General features: G+C 71.4%; 22 protein-coding genes and 1 tRNA gene. 8 read left to right on the top strand and 15 right to left on the bottom strand.

From position 1 onward, the window contains the following. Genes ACGFIE_RS04145 through ACGFIE_RS04165 form a run of 5 tightly spaced genes read right to left on the bottom strand, consistent with a single transcriptional unit; the run spans position 1 to position 5761 of the window. Positions 1-1506, bottom strand: a complete 1506-nt coding sequence (locus ACGFIE_RS04145) for a peptidoglycan D,D-transpeptidase FtsI family protein (protein WP_393290782.1) — start codon at positions 1504-1506, stop codon at positions 1-3. After that, the gene (locus ACGFIE_RS04150) at positions 1503-2993 is read right to left on the bottom strand and encodes an FtsW/RodA/SpoVE family cell cycle protein (RefSeq protein WP_363680938.1); all 1491 of its coding nucleotides are present in this window, start codon (positions 2991-2993) and stop codon (positions 1503-1505) included. The genes ACGFIE_RS04145 and ACGFIE_RS04150 overlap by 4 nt, the downstream gene beginning before the upstream one ends. Before the next feature lie 30 nt (positions 2994-3023). Beyond that, positions 3024-4484, bottom strand: coding sequence for a PP2C family protein-serine/threonine phosphatase (locus tag ACGFIE_RS04155; RefSeq protein ID WP_393290784.1), 1461 nt, complete (start codon positions 4482-4484; stop codon positions 3024-3026). Beyond that, a complete protein-coding gene (locus tag ACGFIE_RS04160) occupies positions 4481-4966 on the bottom strand; it encodes an FHA domain-containing protein (protein ID WP_363680935.1) in 486 nt (161 codons plus the stop codon). Before ACGFIE_RS04160 ends, ACGFIE_RS04155 begins: the two co-directional genes overlap by 4 nt. Before the next feature lie 6 nt (positions 4967-4972). Beyond that, the gene (locus tag ACGFIE_RS04165) at positions 4973-5761 is read right to left on the bottom strand and encodes a DUF3662 and FHA domain-containing protein (protein ID WP_007454122.1); all 789 of its coding nucleotides are present in this window, start codon (positions 5759-5761) and stop codon (positions 4973-4975) included. Between the two features lie 207 nt (positions 5762-5968). On the opposite strand from ACGFIE_RS04165, the gene ACGFIE_RS04170 reads away from it, so the two are divergent. From ACGFIE_RS04170 to ACGFIE_RS04180, 3 genes are all read left to right on the top strand, one after another. Beyond that, a tRNA-Leu gene (locus tag ACGFIE_RS04170) sits at positions 5969-6054 on the top strand. Positions 6055-6120: 66 nt separating this feature from the next. Next, the gene (locus ACGFIE_RS04175; protein WP_393290786.1) at positions 6121-7236 is read left to right on the top strand and encodes an NAD-dependent epimerase/dehydratase family protein; all 1116 of its coding nucleotides are present in this window, start codon (positions 6121-6123) and stop codon (positions 7234-7236) included. After that, on the top strand, positions 7233-8039 hold the full coding sequence (locus ACGFIE_RS04180) for a WecB/TagA/CpsF family glycosyltransferase (RefSeq protein ID WP_393290788.1): 807 nt from the start codon (positions 7233-7235) through the stop codon (positions 8037-8039). Before ACGFIE_RS04175 ends, ACGFIE_RS04180 begins: the two co-directional genes overlap by 4 nt. A 66-nt stretch (positions 8040-8105) precedes the next feature. Here the strand turns inward: ACGFIE_RS04180 and ACGFIE_RS04185 are convergent, their stop codons facing one another. Further along, positions 8106-9662: a S8 family serine peptidase gene (locus ACGFIE_RS04185; RefSeq protein WP_393290790.1), complete on the bottom strand. Its 1557-nt coding sequence runs from the start codon at positions 9660-9662 to the stop codon at positions 8106-8108. Positions 9663-9880: 218 nt separating this feature from the next. On the opposite strand from ACGFIE_RS04185, the gene ACGFIE_RS04190 reads away from it, so the two are divergent. After that, on the top strand, positions 9881-10480 hold the full coding sequence (locus ACGFIE_RS04190) for a hypothetical protein (protein WP_393290792.1): 600 nt from the start codon (positions 9881-9883) through the stop codon (positions 10478-10480). On the opposite strand, the gene ACGFIE_RS04195 is transcribed toward ACGFIE_RS04190, so the two are convergent. The 3 genes from ACGFIE_RS04195 to ACGFIE_RS04205 all read right to left on the bottom strand — a co-directional run bounded on the left by ACGFIE_RS04195 (position 10448) and on the right by ACGFIE_RS04205 (position 12128). After that, a complete protein-coding gene (locus ACGFIE_RS04195) occupies positions 10448-10849 on the bottom strand; it encodes a hypothetical protein (RefSeq protein ID WP_363680928.1) in 402 nt (133 codons plus the stop codon). The two genes, ACGFIE_RS04190 and ACGFIE_RS04195, sit on opposite strands and share 33 nt — an antisense overlap. A 212-nt stretch (positions 10850-11061) precedes the next feature. Continuing rightward, a complete protein-coding gene (locus ACGFIE_RS04200) occupies positions 11062-11283 on the bottom strand; it encodes a DUF397 domain-containing protein (RefSeq protein WP_007454112.1) in 222 nt (73 codons plus the stop codon). Then, positions 11253-12128 (bottom strand): helix-turn-helix transcriptional regulator, encoded by an 876-nt coding sequence (locus ACGFIE_RS04205; RefSeq protein WP_363680927.1) that lies wholly within the window; start codon positions 12126-12128, stop codon positions 11253-11255. Before ACGFIE_RS04205 ends, ACGFIE_RS04200 begins: the two co-directional genes overlap by 31 nt. Positions 12129-12753: 625 nt before the next feature. Here ACGFIE_RS04205 and ACGFIE_RS04210 point away from each other — a divergent pair. Then, positions 12754-13038: a hypothetical protein gene (locus ACGFIE_RS04210; protein WP_007454109.1), complete on the top strand. Its 285-nt coding sequence runs from the start codon at positions 12754-12756 to the stop codon at positions 13036-13038. 96 nt (positions 13039-13134) lie between these two features. Further along, positions 13135-13602 (top strand): hypothetical protein, encoded by a 468-nt coding sequence (locus tag ACGFIE_RS04215; RefSeq protein ID WP_393290794.1) that lies wholly within the window; start codon positions 13135-13137, stop codon positions 13600-13602. 4 nt (positions 13603-13606) lie between these two features. On the opposite strand, the gene ACGFIE_RS04220 is transcribed toward ACGFIE_RS04215, so the two are convergent. Both ACGFIE_RS04220 and ACGFIE_RS04225 read right to left on the bottom strand, forming a co-directional pair. Beyond that, on the bottom strand, positions 13607-14494 hold the full coding sequence (locus ACGFIE_RS04220; RefSeq protein ID WP_393290797.1) for a PASTA domain-containing protein: 888 nt from the start codon (positions 14492-14494) through the stop codon (positions 13607-13609). A 180-nt stretch (positions 14495-14674) separates the two neighbouring features. Continuing rightward, a complete protein-coding gene (locus ACGFIE_RS04225; RefSeq protein WP_393290800.1) occupies positions 14675-15376 on the bottom strand; it encodes a PASTA domain-containing protein in 702 nt (233 codons plus the stop codon). A 122-nt stretch (positions 15377-15498) separates the two neighbouring features. On the opposite strand from ACGFIE_RS04225, the gene ACGFIE_RS04230 reads away from it, so the two are divergent. Beyond that, the gene (locus ACGFIE_RS04230; RefSeq protein ID WP_393290802.1) at positions 15499-17061 is read left to right on the top strand and encodes a hypothetical protein; all 1563 of its coding nucleotides are present in this window, start codon (positions 15499-15501) and stop codon (positions 17059-17061) included. Between the two features lie 29 nt (positions 17062-17090). On the opposite strand, the gene ACGFIE_RS04235 is transcribed toward ACGFIE_RS04230, so the two are convergent. After that, a complete protein-coding gene (locus tag ACGFIE_RS04235) occupies positions 17091-18569 on the bottom strand; it encodes a glutamate--cysteine ligase (RefSeq protein WP_393290804.1) in 1479 nt (492 codons plus the stop codon). A 284-nt stretch (positions 18570-18853) separates the two neighbouring features. After that, positions 18854-19435, bottom strand: coding sequence for a YceI family protein (locus ACGFIE_RS04240; protein ID WP_393290806.1), 582 nt, complete (start codon positions 19433-19435; stop codon positions 18854-18856). 99 nt (positions 19436-19534) lie between these two features. Between ACGFIE_RS04240 and ACGFIE_RS04245 the strand changes: the two genes are divergently transcribed. Further along, positions 19535-20041, top strand: coding sequence for a MarR family winged helix-turn-helix transcriptional regulator (locus tag ACGFIE_RS04245; RefSeq protein ID WP_393290809.1), 507 nt, complete (start codon positions 19535-19537; stop codon positions 20039-20041). 219 nt (positions 20042-20260) lie between these two features. On the opposite strand, the gene ACGFIE_RS04250 is transcribed toward ACGFIE_RS04245, so the two are convergent. Both ACGFIE_RS04250 and ACGFIE_RS04255 read right to left on the bottom strand, forming a co-directional pair. After that, positions 20261-22942 carry an ATP-binding protein gene (locus ACGFIE_RS04250; protein WP_393290811.1) on the bottom strand — a complete coding sequence of 894 codons (2682 nt, stop codon included), beginning with the start codon at positions 22940-22942 and terminating at the stop codon, positions 20261-20263. Between the two features lie 237 nt (positions 22943-23179). Beyond that, positions 23180-24328, bottom strand: coding sequence for an acyl-CoA dehydrogenase family protein (locus ACGFIE_RS04255; RefSeq protein ID WP_393290813.1), 1149 nt, complete (start codon positions 24326-24328; stop codon positions 23180-23182). Between the last annotated feature and the right edge of the window lie 53 nt (positions 24329-24381).

Below are 24381 nucleotides of genomic sequence, written 5' to 3' on the forward strand. Positions count from 1 at the left end.
TCAGCGGCCCCCGGGGTCGGCGATGGCGGCCCGCATGATCTGGCCGCCGATCCGGGCCGCCTCGGCGCTGCCGCCGCTGCCGGCCTGCTCCAGCACCACGCACACGGCGGAGATGGGGTTGCCGTTCTTGTCCAGTGCGAAGCCGATGAACCAGCCGTGGTCGGGTCGGTCCGGGGCGGACTGCGCGGTGCCCGTCTTGCCGCCGACCGTGTAGCCGCTGATCGCCGCCTTCTGGCCGGTGCCCTTCTGGACCACGCTGACCATCATGTCGCGCAGGTCGGCGGCGGTCTGACCGCTTACCGGTTGACGCAGGTCCTTCGGCTTCGCCGTGTAGTAGCTGGTGGTCCGGTCCGGGGCGAGGAGTTGCCGGACCAGGTACGGCCGCATCTGGCTGCCGCCGTTGGCGACCGCTCCGGCGATCATCGCGCCCTGCAACGGGGTCATCCGGACGTTGTTCTGGCCGATCGAGGACTGGGCCAGCGCGGCCGGGTCGGTGTTGCCGTCCGGGTTCAGCATGTCGCCGGTCCGGCTGGCCGCCGTCCGCAGACCGCCCTCGCCGAGCTGGCCGACCGTGAGGTCCTCCTGCTCGAAGCCGAACTGCCGGGCCTTCTCCTTGACCTTGTCGGCGCCGAGCCGCACGCCGAGCTGCGCGAAGCCGGTGTTGCACGACTCGGTGACCGCCTCCAGCAGGGTGACCTGCGGCTCGGGGCAGATCGACGCGGCGGCGTTGCGGATCGGGGTGCCCGAGGTGGGCGGGGTGTAGCTGGAGCCGGCCGGAATCGGGGTCGTCTTCGTGACGCCGTTCTCCAACGCCGCCGCCGCGACCACGATCTTGAAGGTGGAGCCCGGCGGCAGCGTCTCGGAGAGGGCCCGGTTCTTGAGCGGACCGTCCGGGTTCTGCTCCAGCTTGTTGATCTCGGCGGCGGCCTCGGTCGTGTTGTGGCTGACCAGCGGGTTCGGGTCGAAGCTGGGCATCGACACCAGGGCCTGCACCGCACCGGTCCGCGGGTCGATGGCGATCGCCGCGCCGCGCTTCGCATCCACCTGGTTGTTGCGCATCTGGTCGTACGCCACGTCCTGCGCTCGCTTCGAGAGCGTGAGCAGCACGTTGCCGCCACCGGTCTCGTCGCCGGTGAACATGTCCTTGAAACGGTCGCCGATCAACTGGTCGCTGGTGCCGGCCAGGAAGTCGTTCTCCACCTGCTCGATGCCGGTGTCGGCCAGGTTGACCGGCTTGTAGCCGAGCACGTGCGCGTACTTCGCGCCACCCGGGTAGGTGCGCTGGAACTTCAGCTTGCCGGTGGTCTCCTTGCTGGTGGCCACCGCGGTACCGCCGGCCTCGATGTTGCCGCGCTTGCGCTTGTAGTCGGCGACCTGGACCCGGCCGTTGTAGTCGCTGGTGCGGTATTCATCAGCCTTGTAGGCCTGGATCCAGTTGAGGTTCGCGAAGAGCAGACCGAACAGGACCATGACGACGATGCCGACACGGCGCAGGGGTGCGTTCACGGCTTGATCACCTCCGTGGGAGCACCATGCAACTGCTCGGGCGAGCCGCCCGAGGGCCGGCTCGCCTTGCCGGAACTACCCGTCACCGGTCGTCGCGCCCCGTCGGAGACGCGCAACAGGACCGCGATGAGCAGCCAGTTCGCCATCAGCGACGAGCCACCGGCGGACAGGAACGGTGTGGTCTGGCCGGTAAGCGGGATGAGCTTGCTGATGCCGCCGACGATCACGAAGACCTGCAGGCCCAGTGTGAAGGCGAGACCGCCGGCGAGCAGCTTGCCGAACGAGTCACGGACCGCGAGCGCGGCGCGCAGGCCCCGCTCCACGATCAGCAGGTAGACCACCAGCAGCGCGGAGAGGCCGAACAGGCCGATCTCCTCACCGATGCCGGCGAAGATGAAGTCGTTCTGCACCTCGGGCAGGATGTCCGGCTGACCGCCGCCCGGCCCGGCGCCGAAGAGCCCGCCCGTGCCGAGGGCCAGCAGACCCTGGACGAGTTGGTAGCCCTTGTCGGTCGGGTCGGCGAACGGGTCCAGCCAGATCTCGGCGCGCAGGTAGAAGTTGGCGAACGGACCACCGACCGTCGAGCCGAGGACGTACGCGAGATAGGCGCCGCCGAAGAAGAGGAGCAGACCGATCAGCAGCCAACTGACCCGCTCGGTGGCGATGTAGAGCGTCACCACGAACATGCCGAAGTAGAGCAGCGAGGTGCCCAGGTCCTTCTCGAAGACCAACACCAGGAGGCTGATCAGCCAGACCACCACCACCGGGCCGAGGTCGCGCCCACGCGGGAAGTCGATGCCGAGGAACCGCCGGCTGGCCAGCGAGAGCACCTCACGCTTGCGCACCAGGTAGTAGGCGAAGAAGACCAGCAGCGCCAGCTTGGCGAACTCACCAGGCTGGAGCGAGAAGCCGCCGACCCGGATCCACAGCTTGGCGCCGTTGATCTCGGAGATGCTGCGCGGCAGCACCGCCGGGAGCATGACCAGCACGATGCCGGCGAGCCCCAGGGTGTACGCGTACCGGGAGACCGAACGGTGGTCACGCATGATCGCGAGCAGGCCCGCGGCGAGGATCACCGCGGCGAGCGTCCACGCGAGCTGCCGGCCGCCGATGCCGGCGAAGGTCGCCAGGTCCTCCCGGTCGGCCGGGGCGGCATCGCCCAGGTCGATTCGGCGCAGGAAGCCCACCCCGAGGCCGTTGAGCAGGGCCACCGCCGGCAACAGAGCCGGGTCGGCGAACGGGGCGAGGAACCGGATGACCAGGTGCAGGCCGAGGAAGACCGCGCCGAGGGCAGCGGCGGGCATCCAGAAATCCGGGGTGACCGTGTCCAGAAGGTTCGCCTCGACGGTCGCCATGTACGCCGCCACCAGCACCATGGCCAGCAGCAGCAGGGACAGCTCGGCGTTCCGTCGGGACCGGGCCAGGCGTACGCCGGACTCCCCGCCCGTGGTGGCGGGCGAGGGTGCCGGTGTGGCCGCTACGGTCACGGGTGGAGTCCTTGGGATCTCAGCCGACGCTCACTCGGGAGACCGGCAGCCGGCCGGGTCGAGCGCCGGCGGTGCCGAGTCGGAGGGCGTGACGTCGGGTGTGGTGGTCGGATCGGGCCCGCCGGTGGTGGCCGCGTTGGTCGGGCTCGCGCTGACGACCCCGTTCACCGAGGCGCCGGGGCTGACGTTCGGCGTCGGGGACGTCCCGGGCGGGGTCACGCTCGGGGTGGGCGTCGGCGTGCCGACCAGCGCGCCCGAGTCGGGCGGGCAGACCGGCTTCAGGTTGGGGTTGCTCGGGGTGTCGCTGGTCAGCTCGGCGAGCTGGCGCTCGGCGTCCGGCTCGTTCTTGGCCCGGATGCCCACCTTGACCGTGTCCTGGGCGGCGACGGTGAGGTCGTCCAACCGGGTGCCGCTGGTGCGGTGCACGGTCGAGAGGTCCATCCCCGCGATCTGCCCCTGGATGCCACGGAAGACGGCGACCTGCCCCTCCTCGGTGGCGCCCACGTAGTACTGGCGTTGGGTGTACGTCCAGCCGCCGAAGAGCCCGCCGCCGAGGATGACCAGGAGGGCCAGCGCCATGGCGGTGGTGCGTACCGGACGGTGCTTGCGGCGCTCCGGCTCGTCATCGGCGGCCGCCGGCTCCTCGGGCGCGGCGGGGCGCGGCGCGGAGAGCGCCGAGGCCCGGGCGGCCGGGGTCGAGTCGTCGGCGGAGGTGGCCATGCCCCGGTCCCGGGCGGCGGCGCCGCCGACGATCGGGGTCGCCTCGACGATGTCGTGGTCGGTGGCATCGGCGATGATCACGGTGATGTTGTCCGGACCGCCGCCGCGCAGCGCGAGCTGCACCAGCCGCTCGACGCACTGCTGCGGATCGGTGTACTCCCGCAGACTCTCGCCGATGGTCTCCGCGCTCACCACGCCGGAGAGGCCGTCGCTGCAGATCAGGTACCGGTCGCCGGGCAGCACCTGGCGCACCGAGTACTCCGGGTCGATGTCCCGGCCGTCCAGGGCGCGGGTCAGCAGCGACCGTTGCGGGTGGCTGCTGGCCTCCTCGGCGCTGATCCGGCCCTCGTCGACGAGCATCTGGACGTACGTGTCGTCCTTGGTGATCTGGGAGAACTCACCGTTGCGCAGCAGATAGGCCCGCGAGTCGCCGATGTGGACCATCCCCAGCTTGCTGCCGGAGAAGAGGGTCGCCGTCAGCGTGGTGCCCATCCCCTCCAACTGCGGGTTGGCATCCACCGTGTCGCGGAGCTGTTGGTTGGCGGTGCCCACGGCCGAACGCAACGCGTCGACGAGAGCGTCCCCTGGGACGTCCTCGTCGAGCGGCGCCATGGCACCGATGACGATGTTGCTGGCGACGTCACCGGCGGCCATGCCGCCCATGCCGTCGGCAACGGCGAGTAGCCGCGGCCCGGCGTAGACGGAGTCTTGATTGCCGTCACGGATCAGACCGCGGTCGCTGTGGGCCGCATAGCGCAGGGTCAGAGTCATGGCCGTAATTCGAGGGAAGTGCGGCCGATCCGGATCGGCACGCCGAGGGGTACGGGGGTTGGTCCGGTGACCTTAGCGCGATCTAGGTACGTGCCGTTAGTCGAGCCGAGGTCCTCGACGTACCACTGGCCCTCGCGCGGCACGAGTCTCGCGTGCCGCGCGGAGGCGTAGTCGTCGGTGATGACCAGCGTGGAATCCTCGGCCCGACCGATGGTGATCTGCGCTTCACCGAGGGTGATGCGGGTGCCGGCCAGCTGACCTGCGGTGACCACCAACTGGTGGGCCGCCCTGCCCCGCTTCACCTTCGCCGGTTTGGCCGCCTGCCCCGTCGAGGCGCCAACCGCGCGTGGTGCCGCCACCAGGCGACCGGACCGGGCCCCCGCGAAGAGATCCCGACGGATCACGCCTACCACCGTGAACACGAAGATCCACAGCAGGATCAGGAACCCGAACCGGGCAACGGTGATGACCAGTGCCGGCAAGGCGGCTCAGCCGTCCACGCGGAAGGTCAGCGTCGTGGTGCCGAGCTGGACCATGTCACCCGGGTTGAGGGCGACGGCGGAGACCCGCTGCCCGTTGACCATGGTGCCGTTGGTGGAGCCCAGATCGGTCAGCACAACCTGGCCGCCGTCGAAATCCAGCCGGGCGTGTCGCCGGGAGATGCCGACGTCGGGCAGGCGCAGGTTCGCCTGGTCGCCGCGACCGATCACCGTCGACCCCATCTGGAGCGGGTAGGTGCGTCCGTCACCGGAGACCAGCCGCACGTTGCGGCCGCCACCGTGCCCAGGCGGCGGGCCGTAGCCGCCACCCTGGTCGTACGCGGGGTACGCGGGCGGGCCGGCGTCGTAGCCGGGCGCCGACACGGGGGCGACCTCGCCGCCGGTGTAGACCTCGGCGGTGACGCGGAACATTCCCGTGTCCAGGCCCTCGCCCCGCTCGATCTCGACGATCACGTCGCCGTAGACCGTCCAGGCCTGCTCGCCGATGAACTCCGCCTGCGACTGGGCCAGCTCCTGGGCCAGTGCGGCGGCGTACGGCGCCAGACGACTGTGGTCGAACGGCGAGAGATCGATCACGTAGCGGTTGGGCACCAACGTGCGCCCACCGGCCAGGATCGCCTTGTGCGCCTCGGCCTCCCGCTGCATGGCGTTGAGGATCTCCACGGGGTGGACCACCCCTTTGAAGACCTTGGCGAAGGCCCCTTCGACCAGGCCTTCCAGACGCTTCTCGAAGCGTTGCAGCACGCTCACCGGCTCCTCCTCGGGTCCCGAGGACATGATGGTATCCGGCCGGCGCGCGCGCAGCTCACACGCCGCTCGGCCGGCTGCTCCGGGCCCGCTCGGAGGGACCGGGACCGCCGTGCTAATCTTTCGTCCGCCACGAACGGTAACCGCTCGTGGCGAGCGACTGGGACAGCGTAGTATTCCCGGGGCCCGTTGGTGACAGCGGGTTCGGGGCGGCTAGAGTGTTCCGGGTCGTGCCACGGGGATGTGGCGGAATGGCAGACGCGCACGGTTCAGGTCCGTGTGCCCGAAAGGGCGTGGGGGTTCAACTCCCCCCATCCCCACCAAAAGACGAGGGCTCCGCGAGATGCGGGGCCCTTCCGTCATATTCGGGGCGTGCCGGGCATCACGCTATGCTCCGATGGTTTCTGCCTCCGATGGACCAGGAGTGGCGTGTGAGTGTCGCGTTGGTGACCGGGTCTGGTGGTCTGATCGGCTCCGAGGCGGTCCGGCACTTCGCCGGCCTCGGCCTGGACGTCGTCGGCATCGACAACGACATGCGGCGGTACTTCTTCGGCGAGGACGGCTCCACCTCGTGGAGCCTGGAACAGCTCGGCCGTGACCTGGGTAGCTCCTACACCCACTACCCGGTGGACATCCGGGACCGGGACGGTCTGGAGCAGGTGTTCAAGAAGTACGGCTCGGACATCGCCGTGGTGATCCACAGCGCCGCGCAGCCGAGCCACGACTGGGCGGCCAAGGAGCCGTACACGGACTTCGACGTGAACGCCGGCGGCACGCTCAACATCCTGGAGAACACCCGTCGCCACGCGATCGAGGCGCCGTTCATCCACTGCTCGACAAACAAGGTCTACGGTGACCGGCCCAACAGCCTGCCGCTGATCGAGCTGGAGACCCGGTACGAGCTGCCCGAGGACCACCGCTGGTACCAGGGCATCACCGAGGAGATGTCGATCGACCACTCGCTGCACTCGGTCTTCGGCGCCTCGAAGGTCGCCGCGGACGTGATGGTGCAGGAGTACGGCCGCTACTTCGACATGAAGACCGCCTGTTTCCGGGGCGGCACCCTGACCGGCCCGGCCCACTCGGCCGCCGAGTTGCACGGGTTCCTGGCCTACCTGATGCGCTGCGTGATGGAGGGCCGGACGTACAACCTGTTCGGCTACAAGGGCAAGATGGTCCGCGACGCGATCCACTCGCACGACGTGCTGACCGCGTTCGAGGCGTTCTTCCGGGCGCCCCGCTCCGCCGAGGTCTACAACCTCGGCGGCGGCCGGCACTCCAACACCTCGCACATCGAGGCGTTCGCGATCGCCCAGGAGATCACCGGCCGCGAGGCGCAGATCAACTACGTCGAGCAGAACCGCACCGGCGACCACCAGTGGTACGTGAGCAGCATGGCCCGGTTCGAGGAGCAGTACCCGGAGTGGAAGATCACGTACGACGTGCCGATGATCCTGCGGGAGATCTACGAGGCCAACGTGGACAAGTGGGTGCCGCAGTCATGACGTCCAGGACCAAGCGCAACGTGCTCGGCGTCCTGGTCGACGCCACCGACTACGCCACGGCGACGGACGCGGTGGTGACCGCGGCGCACGAGCGCCGGCCGCTCGCGCTCACCGCGTTGGCCGTGCACGGCGTGATGACAGGTGTGCTGGATCCGGCGCACAATGCCCGGCTCAACTCGTTCGACGTGGTCACCCCGGACGGGCAGCCGGTGCGCTGGGCGCTCAACCTGCTGCACCACGCCGGGCTCACGGACCGTGTCTATGGGCCGACGCTGACCCTGCACGTGCTCTCCCGCTTCGCCGACGAGGGCCTGCCGGTCTACCTGTACGGCTCGACCGAGGAGACGCTGGCCAAACTCATCCCGGCGCTGGAGCGGATGTTCCCCGCGCTGAAGATCGCCGGGGTGGAGCCGTCGAAGTTCCGCGCGGTCCAGCCGGGCGAGGATGCCGAGATCGCCGACCGGATCCGGTCCAGCGGCGCCCGGCTCGTCCTGGTCGGGCTCGGCTGCCCGCGCCAGGAGGTCTTCACGTACGCCATGCGCCCGCTGCTCGACATGCCGCTGATGGCTGTCGGTGCGGCCTTCGACTACCACGCCGGGCTGCTGCGCCAGCCCCCGCCGTGGATGCAGCGCGCCGGCCTGGAGTGGTTCTGGCGGCTCGGTCTGGAGCCGAAACGACTCTGGCGCCGCTACGTGATCCTCAACCCCGCCTACCTGACCCGCCTCGCCGGTCAGAAGACGGGCATGTGGAAGGCCCGCCCGCCGGCCCCGGCCACCGAGCGGCCGGCCACCTTCGCGGTCTGACCCCTTTTCGGTACGACACGAGGCCCCACCCGGATGTCCGGGCGGGGCCTCGCTCGTCGGAGGCGGTCAGACGGTGAGGGTCCAGGAGTTGAGGTAGCCGGTGTCGGCCGAGTAGGTGTCGCGCACCTGAAGTTGCCAGATGCCGTCGGCGGCCTCACCGGACACGTTTGCCGTGTACGTGGTGTTCACGTTGTCGGCGCTGTCCGAGGTGCTGCTGTTCTTCAGCCGGTACGCGCTGCCGTCCGGGGCGAGCAGGTCGATGACCAGATCACCGCGGTACGTGTGCACGATGTTCACCGCCACCGTGGAGGCCGACGAGGCGTTGCGGCCACAGCCGGAGATGGTGATCGGGCTGGTCACCGCCGCACCGGCGTCCGGGATCGACACGTCGGTGCCGTTGGTGCCCGTGCAGCCGGTGGGCGGCGGGGTGGTGCCGCCGCTGCCCACGTAGAGCAACAGGTTCGGCGAGCCCGAGCCCGCGTTGGTCACCACGTTCGGGGTCGCGTTGGCCACCAGTTGGTTGCGCACCTGCGCCGGGGTCCAGCTCGGGTTGGCGCTGGCCACCAGGGCTGCCGCTCCGACCACGTGCGGGGTGGCCATCGAGGTGCCGCTGATCGTGTTTGTCGCGGTGTTGCTCGTGTACCAGGCCGAGGTGATCGACGAGCCCGGCGCGAAGATGTCCAGGCAGGTGCCGATGTTGGAGAACGACGAACGGGCGTCCGAGCTGGTCGTCGACCCGACCGTGATGGCCTCCGTGGTCCGCGCCGGCGAGGTGTTGCAGGCGTTCGCGCCGTTGTCGTTGCCGGCCGCCAGGCCGTACGTCACGCCGGAGGCGATCGAGTTTCGGACGGCGGTGTCCAGCGAGCTGTTGGCGCCGCCGCCGAGACTCATGTTCGCCACCGCCGGCTTGATCGCGTTCGCGGTGACCCAGTCGACACCGGCGATCACGCCGGCGTTGGTGCCACTGCCGGAGCAGTTCAGCACTCGTACGGCGACGAGCTGGACGCCCTTGGCCACCCCGTACGAGGATCCACCGACGGTGCCGGCGACGTGCGTGCCGTGCCCGTTGCAGTCGTCGGCCGACCCGCCGTCCACGGAGTCGTAGCCGGAGGTGGCCCGGCCCCCGAAGTCGTTGTGGGCGAAGCGGATGCCGGTGTCGATGATGTAGGCGTGCACGTTGCTCGCCGTGTTCGGGTAGGTGTAGGAGCTGTCCAGCGGCAGGTTGCGCTGGTCGATGCGGTCCAGGCCCCAGGAGGGCGGGTTGGCCTGCGTTCCGGAGATGGACACGGTGTGGTTCTGCTCGACGTACGCGACGGCCGGGTCGGCGGCGATCCGTGCCGCCGCCTTGGCGCTGACGGTGACCTCGAAGCCACGCAGCGCCGTGCCGTAGGTGCGGGCGACCCGTCCGCCGTGCCGGCCGGTCAGTCGCTGGGCGGTGTCACCGACCCGGCTGGAGGCCACTGCGGTGTCCTTGAGGACGACGATGTAGCTGTCCGGCACGGCGGTGGCTCCGCCGGCCTCCCGGACCACGCCGACGGGCTCGGCGGCCAGGGCCGGGGTGCCGACGGCCAACACGGTCGCGGCGGCCACCCCGACCAGTACGGACCTGCGTGGAAGACCCATCTTCCTACCTCCCTCCGACCGGCGGCGAAGCGCGACCACCGGTACCACATCTATCGACAGATGCCGATCAGGCTGAGGGTAGATCGATGAGGCGGGGCAGATAAACATGCCGAAACGTCCATCACCCCAATGGGATGCCCCCTACGGGCTCGGCTTCCGGGGTCAACGAGGGTCCGGCCCGGATTTGCCGCACGTCGATTCGGGAAAGACTCTCCGACATGGAGAGTCAGCTCACCATCCTGTTGCCGGTCGCCGCCATCTGGCTGGCCGCCGGGGTCCTGGCCGACCGGCTGCCCCAACTGCGCGACGCACGTACGCTGCGTCGGCGTACCGGATGGTTGCTGGCGCTCGCGCTGACCGGCGTGGCGCTCGTCGCGGCGGTGTCCATCGGCGGGCTGTTCAGCGGCGGCACCGCGCCGGTGGACCGGGCCGCCGCCGGGCTCGCCCTCGCCACCGGGCCGGCGATCGTGGTGGCCGCCTGCTCCGTACGACGGATCCGCCGTCTGTGGGCCGGCGCCGGGGCGTTCGACACAGCGCCCGGGACGCCCGCCCCGCACGGGCTGCGCGCCGCCGCCGCACACCCGCTCGTCGGGTTGCCGTTGCAGGTGACAGCCCTGGCGACGCTGCCGGCGGTGATCGCGGCGGCCGGTGCGGACCTCGGCGCCGAGCCCGGGGTCACCGGGCCGGCGATCACCGTCGGCGCACTCGCGGTGGCCGCCATCGGCGTGCGACACGCGCTGCGGCACAGCCAGCTCACCGAGCGGGCCCAGCCCGCCACGTCCCGCTCAGCGGGAGCGGCCGGCCCCCTGCACGTATAGCAACTCCAGGATCGCCCGCGTCGCCTCGAACCAGCGGTCCAGCCAGCCCGGCGGCGGGATGCTGCCCTTCGGCGGCAACTCCAGCAGCAGGCCGCGCAGCAGCGGGTGGTCGGCAAGTGAACCGCTGGGCTCCAGCGGCCAGCCGGTCGCCGGGAACGACGGCTCGACCAGGGGGTTCGGGTCCAGCGACGGCAGCGAGAGCGGCGCCTCGCCCCCCTCCGGGGCCGACATCTCCCGCCCGTTCAACTCCTGGTCGGTCGAGACCACCTCGGTCAGTACGGTGTCCCGACGCGCCCCGCGGTACTTGCCACCGAAACGCTCCGGCTTACCCGGACCGTTGGTGAGGTTCTCTGAACCGATCGTCGTCATCCGTCTCGCCTACCTCGCTCGGGTGCGGGTCGGTGCGGCGGGTCGTGGACCAGCGCCGTACCGACGGGTTCAACGAGGCGGACCCGCTGTGGCGACGGGAATCCCGGCGGAACCTCGCCGGGGCCGACGCCCGCCGCGGGTCGTCGACGCTGCCGAAGACGGAAGGTCCCCGCCCGGTCGGGACCGGACGGGGACCTCAACTGCTCACTCGGTCAGACCGAGCCCAACACACCATCCCTGGTTCCGGCGACGAAGGCGTGCCAGTCACCGGGAGCGAAGACCAGGGCCGGGCCGGCCTTGTCCTTCGAGTCCCGCACTCCGACCGCCCCGGTCACGTACGCCACCTCCACGCAGTTGTCGCAGTTCGGCCCGCTCTTCGAGCTCTTGAACCACGTCGCCTGCGTCAGGTCCACGGGGAACCCCTTGGTCGCCATTTCGGCTCCTCTGCCAGTTTTGCGATGTGTGCGATGGACTCCTCTGGACGAATGGCCGCAGCGCGGATGTGATCGAAGATGAAGCTGTACTTCTGCAGTTCGTCGCTCTTCTCGAGGAAGAGCCCACCCGTGGCGTTCTCCGCGTACACGACATCCGGATCACCGGGCTCGGGGAAGCTGAGGATCGTGAAGGTCCCGTCCATGCCTGCGTGCGCGCCCACCTCGAAGGGGAGGATCTGGAGCGTCACGTTCGGCAACTCGGCCACCTCGACCAACCTCCTGAGTTGGCCGCGCATCACCTCGTCCCCGCCCACCGGCCGACTTACCACCGCCTCATCGAGCACCACCCACAGATCGACCGGATCGTCCTGGGTCAACAACGACTGACGGCCCAGACGGACACGCACCCTCTGGTGTACCTGATCGGCGGTGAAGTCCGGACGGGCGGCGCGGATCATCGCCCCGGCGTACTCCTCGGTCTCCAACAGGCCCGGCACGACCTGCTGTTCGTACGCCCGGATCGAACTCGCCGCCGCCTCCAGCCCGACGTACGCGCCGACCAGCACCGTGCTGTACGGGTGCCACCAGCCCTTCTGCCGCGCTTCCCGGGCGATCTGGACAAGTTCGTCACTCTCGGCACCCACGACGCCGTAGATCCGCAGCATGTCCCGCACGTCGCGCGGAGTGGCCGTGGTGTGCCCGGTCTCGATCCGGGAGACCTTGGACGCCGAGCACTCCAACTGCTCGGCGACCACCTCGATCGTGATCCCGGCCGACTCCCGCTGCCGGCGCAGCTCGGCACCGAGCCGCCGCCGTCGGATCGTCGGGCTGCGCCGCTCACTCATCGCGCGGCCTCGGTGTTTCTGGTCCTCGCCGCTGGTTGCTCGACCCCACTCTCGGGCTACCTCCGGTCGACGCGCCACTGACTGGCGCTCGCCGGGGGCGCGACCGTCGACCGGCGAACGTTCGCGACGAGGGGTGGTGCCGGTCATCGGCCGGCCGCGACGGGCGACACCGGCCCTCAGTGTGCCGTCCACACGCGGATGGCTTCAAGCGCCGCTTTGCGTGGCGGACTCACGTATCGGCAAAAGTCGACGTGCAACTTGCATGAAGCACGTCGCTGATGCACTCTGTCCGTATGGCACGGATCACTCAGCGTCTCCGTCCGCTCTCCGGGTGTGGTGACCCCATCGACCCCGGATGGCCGGACCGGGCGCGGGCCCAGGCTGTGCCATCAAGATCTGCGCCGGGGTGATGACCCCACCGCTGCAAGCCAGCTGACTGCGGCGGTGGGCGCGGTTCCCGGAAGCAGTCAGGTGATGGTCGGGTGGCGGCACGCCACCAGCGGGTACGGCCCGACCACCACCACGCACCAACCGGTCCACGAGGCGAGATCCCGTCACCGGGCCGAGACATCCCAGACCAGTCACCCGCCGGCACGACGCCGGCTCTCCCTCCCCAGGAGCCCATGTGCTTCCCCGCTCCGGTGACGTTCTGCACGTGACTCGCGCGGCGAGTGTCCAGTTCCTCAGGCCGATCATGTTCCGCGTGATCCGGGTGCTCGACTGGCCGACCTACGACGGTTGGCTCTGGCTCGACGGCTACGAGCTCAACGCCGCCGGCGACGCCGTCAACCGACGATCGATCTTCGTACAGCGGGAAGGACTGCAGCAGGTGCAGGCCGCGCCGGAGCCCCGCCCGCACACCGTACGGACCCGACGACCGGTCACCCGTACGCCGGTCAGAGTCGGCTGACCAGCGCGAACCGCCGCGGGTAGGCGTGCCGTCGCCATAGAATCGGTACGCCCACCCCGGCACGTTCCACCGCACGTCCAGGACCCTGAGCCTGGGATGGTCATGGTCAATCAGCCCGCCGTGCGGCGGCACCACCGCTCCCGTATCACCTACGCTCTCGGACTGCTCGCCCTCCTCGGGGCCGTGACCACCATCGTGGTCCTGGTCCGCGACCCGGCGTTGTCGTCCACCCGGCTGGCCGTTCCGGTGCCGGCCCCGGAGATCACCGTGGTCGACTCCCACCCGCCGACCGATGGATTCGGCTGGCTCGGCACCGATGTATCCGACGGACGCGTCGGAGCGACGGACCCGACCGCTGGCACCGACCCGACCACTGGGACCGACCCGGCCGCTGGCGCCGGCGGTGGCGGTCAGTCCGACGGACGGCAGGAACTCACCGAGGCCGCGCCGGCCGGGCACGCCGCCACGGACGTCCACCGCTCGCTGTTCTGGTCCGGGATCTTCGGCCTCACCATCTCGCTCGCCGGCCTCGGACTCGTCGGCACCCGCCGCCGGATGTGGTGACCGGTCACGGCGTGGTCGTCACCGTCGGGTCCGGACTGGTCGGGCCGGTCCCGGTGGAGGGCCGGGCCTGGGAGATCACCAGCAGCACCTCCTCGTCGGCCCGCACCGTCGCACCGGCCTCCGGATCGGTGCTCACCACCGTCCCCGGCGGCAGCTCGGACGGGCGGTACACCGCTCGGTAGCTCAGGCCGAGGCGGTCCAGCAGCCCCTCGGCGGTGGCCTGCGTCAGCCCGGCCAGCGGCGGCACCGGTATCTGCGCCTCCTCGGTGGTCGCAGCCGGGCTGCTCGGCGAAGCGCTGCTGGGCGCCGCCGAGGTCGGGGCGCTGCTGCTCGGCGCGGCGGTGGCACTGGGCGGCGGGACAGACGGCGTCGCCGGGTCGTCGGAGTCGTCGTCCCGCGCGGTGAGCACGACCCACAGAGCCGCCCCGAGCAGCCCGGCGAGCAGCAACGCGAGGACGCCCCAGAGGATCGGCAACCACCACCGCCGGCCACCCTGCTCCTCGACGTACCAGTCGGCGGCCGGTTCGGCCGGTCGGGGCGCCCGCACCTCGGCCCGCCCGGACCACGGCGGCGTCGACCGCTCCGCCGGCATCCGCGCCGTCCGGTCACCCGGCGACCCCGAGGCGGCCCGGTCGATAGGCATCGTCTCGTCCGGCGACGCGGTGGGTTCGGGCGGCGACCCCGAGGCGGCCCGGTCGATAGGCATCGTCTCGTCCGGCGACGCGGTGGGTTCGGGCGGCGACCCCGAGGCGGCCCGGCCGATAGGCATCGTCTCGTCGGGCGACGCGGTCGGTTCGGGCGGCTGTGGCCGGTTGCCGCCGGGGGGCGGCAGGGGGCGCGTCCGGTCGTCCTCGGGCTCTCCGGCCGGCGGCTCCTGGCGGTCGTCGCTCATCGCACGTCCTTTCCCGAACCGGGCAGGCGCCATGGCCCTCGACCGTCAACATAACCGCCCACGTCGACATCAGCCGGTATTGATCGACTCGGTCTTGGTGAAGTCGTGGTGTCCCGGTACTCCGGACAGCCCGATTTCCAGGAAGCCGAGTGGGTCAACCCGACGCGCCGACGGGACGGGTCAGAGGGTGGGCTTCGTGGTCGGCTGGCCCGGCGGGGCCGCGTCCCCGCACCAGATGCTGACCTCGTCGTTCCAGCGGGCCGGGCCGTCCTCGGCCGGTTCCTGCCGGCTGACCTTTCCGCTGCGCCCACTGCGGTAACGCGGGTAGAGCCCCTCCTCGACCAGCTCGTCGGCCGCCTTGGCGCAGTGGTCGCCGACCACGTCCGGCACCTCGGCGGCGGGGGCCGGACCGGCCACCTGCAGTTGGACCGTGGTGCCCCGGGCCACCTCGGTGCCCACTGCCGGCGAAGCGCTGTCCACCGTGCGGCCGGTGCCGCCGCCGAAGACCAGACGCCAGCCCAGCCGCTGCTCACGCAGCATCTCGCGTGCCTGCACGAAGTCGACGCCGATCACCGGCGGCACGGTCAGGCCGGTCCCCTTGGTCGTGGAGTCCGTCGTCCGAGGGGCGGACGGCGTGGTCCGGCCGGGAGCCGGCCGGGACGAGGTGGCCCGACCGGTCGGCGTACCGGCCGTGGTGGCCACCGCCTGCGGGTTCGCCGGAGATTCGTCGTCCTCGCCGGCCAGCAACCAGCCGCCTGTCGCACCGACCACGGCCAGCAGCACCGCGACCAGCCCACCGCCGAGCAGCACGCTGGCCCGGCTCCCACCGCCGCCGGCCCGGCCTCCGGCGGAATCCTGCCGACCCGTGTTCGCGTCCGTCATACCGTCCACCGCCTCATCACCGGCGACCGTACCGTTCGCCGCCCATCACGTTGTGCCGACGGTCCATACCGGCGGGTCACTGCGACTCGCCGCACCGACGACGGGACGTTACGCTGCCCGGCATGGCCAGACGGGGCTGGGGAGTATCGATCGTGACGGCGATCGGGGTCGCTGCCGGCGCGGGCGCCGCACAGCTCGGCTTCGGCTACGGGCTCGGCGTCATCACCTGGACGCCCACCGACGCCGGGGCCAACGACACGGCCTGGGCGGACGGCCTCGCCTGGGCCACCTGGCTCGCCGCCAGCTCGACGGTGCTGGGCGCGGTCTGCGCGCAGCGACTGCACCAGCGTGCCGTGCTCTCGGCGGTCGACAGGCGTGCGATGCGCCCGGCGGTCGCCCAGCCGGCCGTCGACGCCGAACCGGTGGCGCCGGCCTCGGCGGCTGACGCCACGCCGACGGCGTCCGCCCCGGCGAGCGAGGCGCGGCTGCCGCAGTCGGCGGTGCTCGACGACGAGCGGTCGATCCGGGCCGCGGGCACCGACGCGACGCAGGACCAGCCGACCTCGCCGGTCGATCGGGTGACACCCGTGGTCGACACGCTGCCCGCCGAGCGCGGCGGCCTGCTCCGCAGGCTGTCACTGGCGCTCGGCGCCGGGCTCGGTGGACTGGTCACCGTGCTGCTGGTCGCCGTACCGGCACGGGTCGCCGTGGGCACCGACACCGGCACGCCGCAACGGGTCGCCGCGTTGCACGCGGCGCTGGGCATCCTGATCGGCGTGGCCGTCGCGCTCTGGGCGCTGCGGTCCCGCAGCGCCGCGCTGAACGTCACCGCGACGGCCGCCTGGCTCTGGCTGCTCGCGGTGGTCTCGGTCATCGACGGGGTACGCGTCGGGCGCGGACTCACCGGCGCCCAGCTCGGCACGTGGCAGCTCGACCCGGACCACGCGCGGTACTGGATCGGGGGCCAGCTCTACTGGCCCGGCGCGCTGCTGGCGCTCGTACCCGCGCTCCTGATCGGCGCGCTCGCCGCTCGGGGTGCCGCGCGCTCGGACGGGCACCGGACCGGCGCGGTGGCTTCCGGCGCGGCCGGGCCGCTGCTCGTCGCGCTCGCCTACCTGACCACCGTGCCGCGGTGGGCCACGCTGGGGCCCGCGCAGTTCTCCACCCAGCTCATCGCCCCGTACGCGGTGATCGCCGGTGTCGGCGGCTCGATACTGGCCGCCGTCCTCACCGAGCGAGCCGGCCGCAGACGCGCTGCCCACCGACGGTCAGCCGCCGCGGGTACGCAGCCCGTCCCGACCGCCCCGACCCCGACCGAGCCCGATCCGACCACCCGACCGAGCGCGCGGATCGATCCCGCCTCGGCCGGCGCGACCGTACCGTCGTCGGACCGGGCGGACAGCGCTGAGACGGACGCCGCCAGGGCGGACAGCACCGGGGCGGACAGCCCTGCGCCTGCGCTGGACACCTCGACCGGTACGGCCCCTCGGCGCGGCAGGACCGCGTCGTCGACGACCAGGGCGGAGGCCCGGTCGGACGGCACTACCGCCGTACCCCGGGTGCCGGCGCCCCGACCGTCCCCGGAAGGGACGGCGCCGGCCGAACCCGCCACCACCGGAGCGACCGAGGACCCGGCACCCCGCCGTGCCCGCCCACCCCGCAGGAGCACCCGCCCCGCCGACTGACCGCGTCCGGCTCGGCGGTGCGGTGGGGATCAGTCGACGGGCCAGGTGTGGACCGGCTCGTTGGCGCGCTGGAGTTCCGCGTACCGCTGCACCATGTGGTGCAGCGCGGCGCTGCGGTCCATGCCCCGCTGGCGCTCCGCCGCCCAGACCGCCTCGGTCTGCCAGACGGCACCGTTGCGGCCGGTACGACAGCGCTGCTCGATGATGCCGAGCAGCCGGTCCCGCTGTGCCGGGTCGACGCCGAACCCGTCCAGGCCTGTCGCGGCGACGGGCAGCAGGTGCTCCAAGACCAGCTTGGTGACCGGCACGTCACCGAACCGGGGCCAGTGCAGCACGGCGTCCAATCCACGTCGGGCGGCCGAGTGGAAGTTCTCCTCGGCCGAGCTGAACGTGAGCTGACTCCAGATCGGCCGGTCCGCCTCGGCCAGGCCACGGACCAGCCCGAAGTAGAAGGCGGCGTTGGCCAGCATGTCCACCACCGTCGGCCCGGCGGGCAGTACGCGATTTTCCACCCGCAGGTGCGGGCGGTCGTTCATGATGTCGTAGACCGGGCGGTTCCAGCGGTAGACGGTGCCGTTGTGCAGCCGCAGCTCGCCCAGTTGGGGCACCCCACCGGCGTGCAGCACCTCCACCGGGTCCTCGTCCTCGCAGATCGGCAGCAGCGGCGGGAAGTACCGGACGTTCTCCTCGAACAGGTCGAAGATCGAGGTGATCCACCGCTCACCGAACCAGACCCGGGGGCGTACGCCCTGAGCCTTGAGCTCTTCCGGGCGGGTGTCGGTCGCCTGCTTGAACAGGGCGATCCGGGTCTCGGCCCAGAGTTGGCGGCCGTACAGGAAGGGCGAGTTCGCCCCGACCGCCACCTGCACCCCGGCGATGGCCTGGGAGGCGTTCCAGTAGTCGGCGAAGCTGTCCGGCGCGACCTGGAGATGGAACTGGAGGCTGGTGCAGGCCGCCTCGGGGGCGATCGAATCGGTGTGCGTGCGCAACTGCTCGACGCCACGGATGTCGAGTTCGATGGCCTCACCCCGGGCGCCGACGATCTGGTCGTTGAGCACCCGGTAGCGCTCGTTGGTGGAGAGATTGTCCTCGACCAGGTGCCCCTCGGTGAGGGTGGGCAGGATGCCGACCAGGACGATCTTCGCGTCCGACTTGGCCGCGCGCTCGTCGGCCCGGCTCAGACTGCTGCGCAGGTCGTGTTCGTAGTCGGCGAAACCGGTGCCCTCGATCAGTCGAGGCTCCGCGTTCAACTCCAGGTTGAACTGACCCAGCTCGGTCTGGAACAGCGGATCGGCGATCTCGGCGAGGATCTCCTCGTTGCGCATCGCCGGCTCGGCCTCCGAGTCGACCAGGTTCAGCTCGATCTCCAGGCCGGTCATCGGCCGGTCGGCGTCGAACCCGAAGTCGTCGAGCATCAGGGCGAAGACGTCCAGGCACCGCCGAACCTTCTGCCGGTAGCGGACGCGGTCCTCCCGGGTGAAGGCGCCCTGCGAGACGTCCCTGCCCATGTGTCCTCCCGAGCGCCGGCGCGGTCGGGATCCTGCCGTCCCGGAAAGCGCATTGTGAACCATTAACGGTAAGAGCGCTCGCCTGGCCAGGGCCAGAGGCCGACGACTGTGATCCGCCCCGGCCGGGGTGGATGCGCTCGTGGCGCCATCTCTACCCGGTACCTGACGCGCCGGATCCCGTCCGGGTGGGAACAAGTCGTGACAAATCCCACGCGTACGGCACCGACGACGACGGGCCCGCGCCGACGTGCGGCGCGGGCCCGGCGTACCGGTGATCCGTGGGATCAGGCCTGGCGGACGGCCTCGCCCTCGATCTCGATCTTGATCTTCTTGCCGACCAGCACGCCACCGGTCTCCAGGGTGACGTTCCAGGTCAGGCCGAACTCCTCGCGGTCGATCTCGGTGCTCGCGGAGAACCCGAAGATGTCCTGGCCGAACGGGCTGCGACCCACGCCCTCGAACTCGACCTCCAGCTCCACCGGACGGGTGACGTCCTTGATGGTCAGCTCACCGGTGAGCACGAACTCGTTGCCGCTGCGGGACTTGACGCCGGTGCTGCGGAACTCCAGGGTCGGGTACTTCTCGGCGTCCAGGAACTCGGGGCTGCGCAGGTGCGCGTCCCGGTCGCCCTGGGTGGTGTCGATGCTGGCAGCCTGGATGGTCGCGACGACCGAGGACTGCAGCGGGTCCTCGGCGACGGTGACGGTGGCGGTCGCCTCCTTGAACTCACCGCGGACCTTGCTCACCATCATGTGCCGGGCGACGAAGCCGACCCGCTTGTGCGCCACGTCCAGCATGTAGGTGCCGGCCGCCGGGATGGTGAGACCGTCCCAGTCGCGGGTAACCGCATCGATGCTGCTGGTCATGCTGGTGTCCTCCAGAAGATTGTTTAGTAGCCCAACGACTGCTTGAGCAAATATAACCGCAACAACATTCCCCGTGTCAAGGACTGGTAGGGTTAACGAGTGACAAACGTGTTCGACGACCCCCGGATCACCGCGGTTGGCCTCCTCTACGAGGTCCACGCCGGGCTTTCGGCCCGGTTCGCCGCCCAACTCGAGGAGCACGGCCTCTCCTCGGTCGAGTTCGAAGTGATCACCCGGCTGGCCCGCTCGCCGGGCAACCAGCTGCGGATGACCGACCTCGCCGCGCAGACCTCCCTGTCCACAAGCGGGGTGACGCGCGTGGTGGACCGGATGGAACGCGACGGGCTGCTGACCCGCCGGGCCTGCCCGAACGATCGCCGCAGCTCGTACGCGGTGGTCACAAAGGCCGGCATGCAGCGGCTCGACGAGACGCTGCCCGGCCACCTGCGGATCATCGAGCAGTGGTTCACCGGCCAGCTCGACCCTGCGGCCCTGGCGGCACTGCTCGACGGCCTGCGCCGGGTGCGGGACGCTGTCCATCCCGGTGCCACCGCCGGCAGCACCGATCAGGAGACGGCTGACGCCGACGACTGCGACCCGGCCTGACCGTAGGGGCCGGAGCACCGGCAGAAAGACCGGCAGAACTGACTTTGCAGACCGGACAAACCTCTTGAAGAGCACCTTCTGCCCGAGCGGCGGTGGCAGGCTTTCGTCCACCGGGGAATCACCGGGGGGTGACGGCGCGGGCGAACAGCGAGGGGTAGCACCAAGGGGGCTCTTCGCTCGCGCCACTCCCCGTCCGACCTGCCACCCACTGGTGCTCGACTACCGCTCGGCGGGCCCACCCCGCGCGGCCATCAGCGCATAGAGCAATCCGGACTCCTGCGGCAGCAACAGAATGCCGCTCTCCTCGCAGGCCCGATCGAGGCGATCGAGGACGCTCGGGTCCGACGTGCTCGCGGCGAGGCCCACCAGCGCCTCCACCACGTCCCGCCGATCGTGACCGGCCTCGGCGGCAGCGGCGAACCACTCCGCCGCCAACTCCCGGTCACCCCGGTGCAGTGCCAGGTTCCCCTCGATCAGCGCGCAGATTCCCGCCTCCGGCCCGCCCCAGGACAACACCGTGTCGTCCGAGCGTGGTCGCGGGAGCCCGACCCGCTCCACCCACTGCTGCCCGGGTACGACAACTGTCGCCTCGGCGGACCCCGCGCGGAGTTCACTGAGCACCTCGGTCGCCTCCGCGGCACGCCCGTCCTGCGCCAGCGCCAGACCGACCGTCCCGAGCACCCGCCGTCGATGCCCCGGGTCACCCAGCTCGAACAGCGCCGCCGCCGCGCGCCGGCCCTGGTCGACCGCGTCGGCGTACCGGCCCTCCAGGCGGGACACCTCGGCCCGGTTGGCCCAGGCCAGCACCCGCAACCGCTGCTCACCACCCTCGGCGGCGAGCCGGTCAACGGCTGCCAGCCGACGGCGTGCCGCGCCCAGATCACCGACCCGGATCTCGTGCCAGGCGAGGCTGTTCTGCGCCACCGCCAGATCCCGGGTCCGTCCGTTGCGGGCAGCGAGCCGGAGCACGGCCTCGGCCTGCTCCCGAGCCTCGTCGTGCCCGCCGACGGTGGTCAGCAGCGCACCGAGCACACTCCGCGCCTCCAGCTCGCCGGTCACGTCGCCCGCCTGTCGGAACGTCTCCAGCGCGGCCCGCGCCGTCGACAACTCGTCGGCCTCCGCGCCGTGCTCGGCGGCGAGCCGGGCCACTCCGAGGCTGGCCCAGCCGCGCAGGATCGGATCCGCGTCGGCGGTTCGGGGGTCGGCCAACAACCGCCGCAGCCACTGCCGCCCGGCCACGTCGCGCCCCCGGAAACGCCACCAGCGGGGTAGGCAGGCCGCCAGGCGGAGCGCGGTCAGCGGGTCGTCGGTAGCCGCGTGGGCCAGGGCCGTACTGATGTCGCTGCTCACCTCGTCGAGCCGGTGCACCGCGTCGAGCATCCGGGGGCCGGCCAGGTCGGAGGCGGTCCGCGCCACGAGGCGGGCGACCACCTCCGCATGCCGACGCCGTACGCAGGTCAGCTCGCCACCACCAACGGCCTGCTCGATGGCGAAGTCACGGACCGCGTCGAGCAGGCGGAACCGGAACGGCCCGGTGCCGCGCACGCTCAACAGGCCGAGCTCGACGAGGCGGTCCAGCAGCGGGACCGGATCGATCGCGACAGTGCCGTCGCGGTCGGCCTCGTCGGCGAGCATCTCCTCGGCCATCTCCACCGACCACCGGTTGCCGAACATGGCGAGCCGCCGCAGCGCGTCGCGCTCATCCGGCGCGAGCAGGCGGTAGCTGGTCGCCACCGCGTCTCGCAGGGTCACCGCCACCGCTGCCCGGGTGGCATCGGTGGCAGGCGGGCGGCGGGTGGCCGCCTCCGGGCCGTCCCAGCGGGTATGGGCCGCCGGGTCGGCCGAGGTGGTCAGGTCGAGCACGCGGTCGCCGTACCTGTCGAGCAGTTCGGTGAGGTCGAGCAGCCGGCCCCGGGCGGCCATCAGCTCGATGGCCAGCGGCAGGCCGCCCAGCCGACGGACCAGGGCGGCCAACGCCGGCAACTCGTCGGGGGTCGGCGGATCCCGACGGACCTGGGCGAGCCGTGCGGTGAACAGCGCGACCGCCGGCCACGAGCCGAGCGTGGCCGGCCCGGCGTGCTCGGCGTCCGGCGGCGGCACCTCGAGCGGGGCGACCGGCCAGACGCGTTCGCCGCGCAGCCCGACCGGGTGCCGTCCGGTGACCAGCACCCGCAGCGACGGCAAAACAGTGCCCAGCCGGTGCAGTGTCTCGGCCACCGGGCCGGGGGCGCGCTCGACCGCGTCCATGACCAGCAGCGCCGGCCGGCCGGCGAGCCGGGCGACGAGTTCCGGCAGCCGGGCCGCGCCGAGGACGGTCATCGTGGCGGCGAGCACGTCCGGCCCGTCCGAACCCTCGCCCACCAGCACGCCTGCCACACCGCCCGGATGTGCGCGGGCCACCGCGTGGGCAACGGCGAGCGCGAGCGCGGTCTTGCCGACCCCGGCCAGCCCGACCAGACTCACCAGTCGGGGGCTGCGCTCCGCGGTCAGCATTCCGGCCAGCTCGCTGACGTCGCGGTCGCGGCCGATCAGGGCGACCGGTGGTGGGAGTGCGACCGGAGCGGCGGCCCGGGCGGCTTCGGGCGTCGACGTGACACCGGGCGTGCCCGAGATGACGTCCGTTCGGGGCGGCTCACCGCCGGCGGCGCCGCGGGCCGCGGCCAGGAACGCCGCCCGGTTGGCGGCGTCCAACTCCAACGCCGTGGCGAGCAACTCGACTGTCGTACGCTGCGGTCGAACCGAGCGGCCGCGCTCCAGGTCCCGCACCGTCCGCACGCCGACCCTGGCACGGGACGCCAGCTCCGCCTGGGTCAGGCCGGCCGCGCGCCGGTGGGCGCGGAGCAGCTCCGGCAGCCCGGTACGACCGGCCGGGCTCCGCGACCGATCATGATCCGGAGTCATGGGCACGAAGAGTACGGATCGACTCCGACCATCGGCAGTCGAACGTCGTCCTGCCGACGCCCGCTCGCCGATATCCGACAGCCGAACCGCTGGCCGGCTGGTCGCCTGACCGGCCCGCGCAGCCCTCAGCACGACCGCTCGACGAGATCTTGGACAGTTTCCGTTATCTGCTAACGGAAAGTGTCCAAGATTGCGAGGGCTTACCTCCGTGGATGCCGAGACGGGGGTGTGGGTGGGTCAGAGGCCGAGGTCGCGCGCGATGATCATGCGCTGAACCTCGCTGGTGCCCTCGCCGATCTCCAGGATCTTGGAGTCCCGCCAGAAGCGGGCGACCGGGTACTCGTTCATGAAGCCGTAGCCGCCGTGGATCTGGGTCGCCTCCCGGGCGTTGTCCACGGCGATCGTGCTGGCGTGCAGCTTCGCGATGGCGGCCTGCCGCTTGAACGGCTCACCGGCGAGCATCCGGGCGGCGGCGTCGTAGTAGGCCAGCCGGGCGGTGTGCGCCTTCAGCTCCATGTCGGCGATCTTGAACTGGATCGCCTGGTTGGTGCCGATCGGCCGACCGAAGGCGTGCCGCTCCCGCGCGTACTTGATCGACTCGTCGACGCAGCCCTGGGCGAGGCCGACGGCCAGTGCGGCGATCGCGATCCGGCCCTCGTCGAGGATCCGCAGGAACTGCGCGAAGCCCCGACCTCGGGCGCCGAGGAGGTTGGCGGCGGGCACCCGACAGTCGTCGAAGGTCAGCTCGTGGGTGTCCGAGGCGGTCCACCCGACCTTGGAGTAGCCGGGAGCCACGGTGAACCCGGGCGTGCCGGTGGGCACGATGATCGTCGAAAGCTCCTTGGACCCGTCCGCGTTCGTGCCGGTCACGGCGGTGACCGTGACCATGGCGGTGATGTCGGTCCCCGAGTTGGTGATGAACGCCTTGGACCCGTTGATCACCCATTCGTCGCCGTCCAGCACGGCGCGAGTCTGGGTGCCGGCGGCGTCCGAGCCGGTGCCCGGCTCGGTGAGCCCGAAGCCGGCCAGGGCCTCCCCGCTGAGCAGCTTCGGCAGCCACGTGGCCTTCTGCTCCTCGGTGCCGAAGCGGTAGATCGGCATCGCGCCGAGTGAGACCGCCGCCTCCAGCGTGATCGCGACGCTGGAGTCGACCCGGGCCAGCTCCTCCAGGGCCAGGCACAGCGCGAAGTAGTCGCCGCCCATCCCGCCGTGCTCCTCGCCGAAGGGCAGGCCGAACAGGCCCATCTTGCCCATCTGCCGGATCACCTCGTACGGGAAGGTGTGCTGCTCGTAGTGCTCGGCGATGACCGGGGCGACCACCTCGCGGGCGAAGTCCCGCACGCTCTCCCGCAGCGCCGTTTGGTCCTCGGTGAGCCGGAAGTCCATCTCATCCTCCTGTGTGGACGGCCGCCCGGGCGCTCGTGACGCCGCGGGTGGAT

Origin of the sequence: Micromonospora sp. NPDC049275 (genome assembly GCF_043197115.1) — a bacterium.
Lineage (GTDB): Bacteria > Actinomycetota > Actinomycetes > Mycobacteriales > Micromonosporaceae > Micromonospora.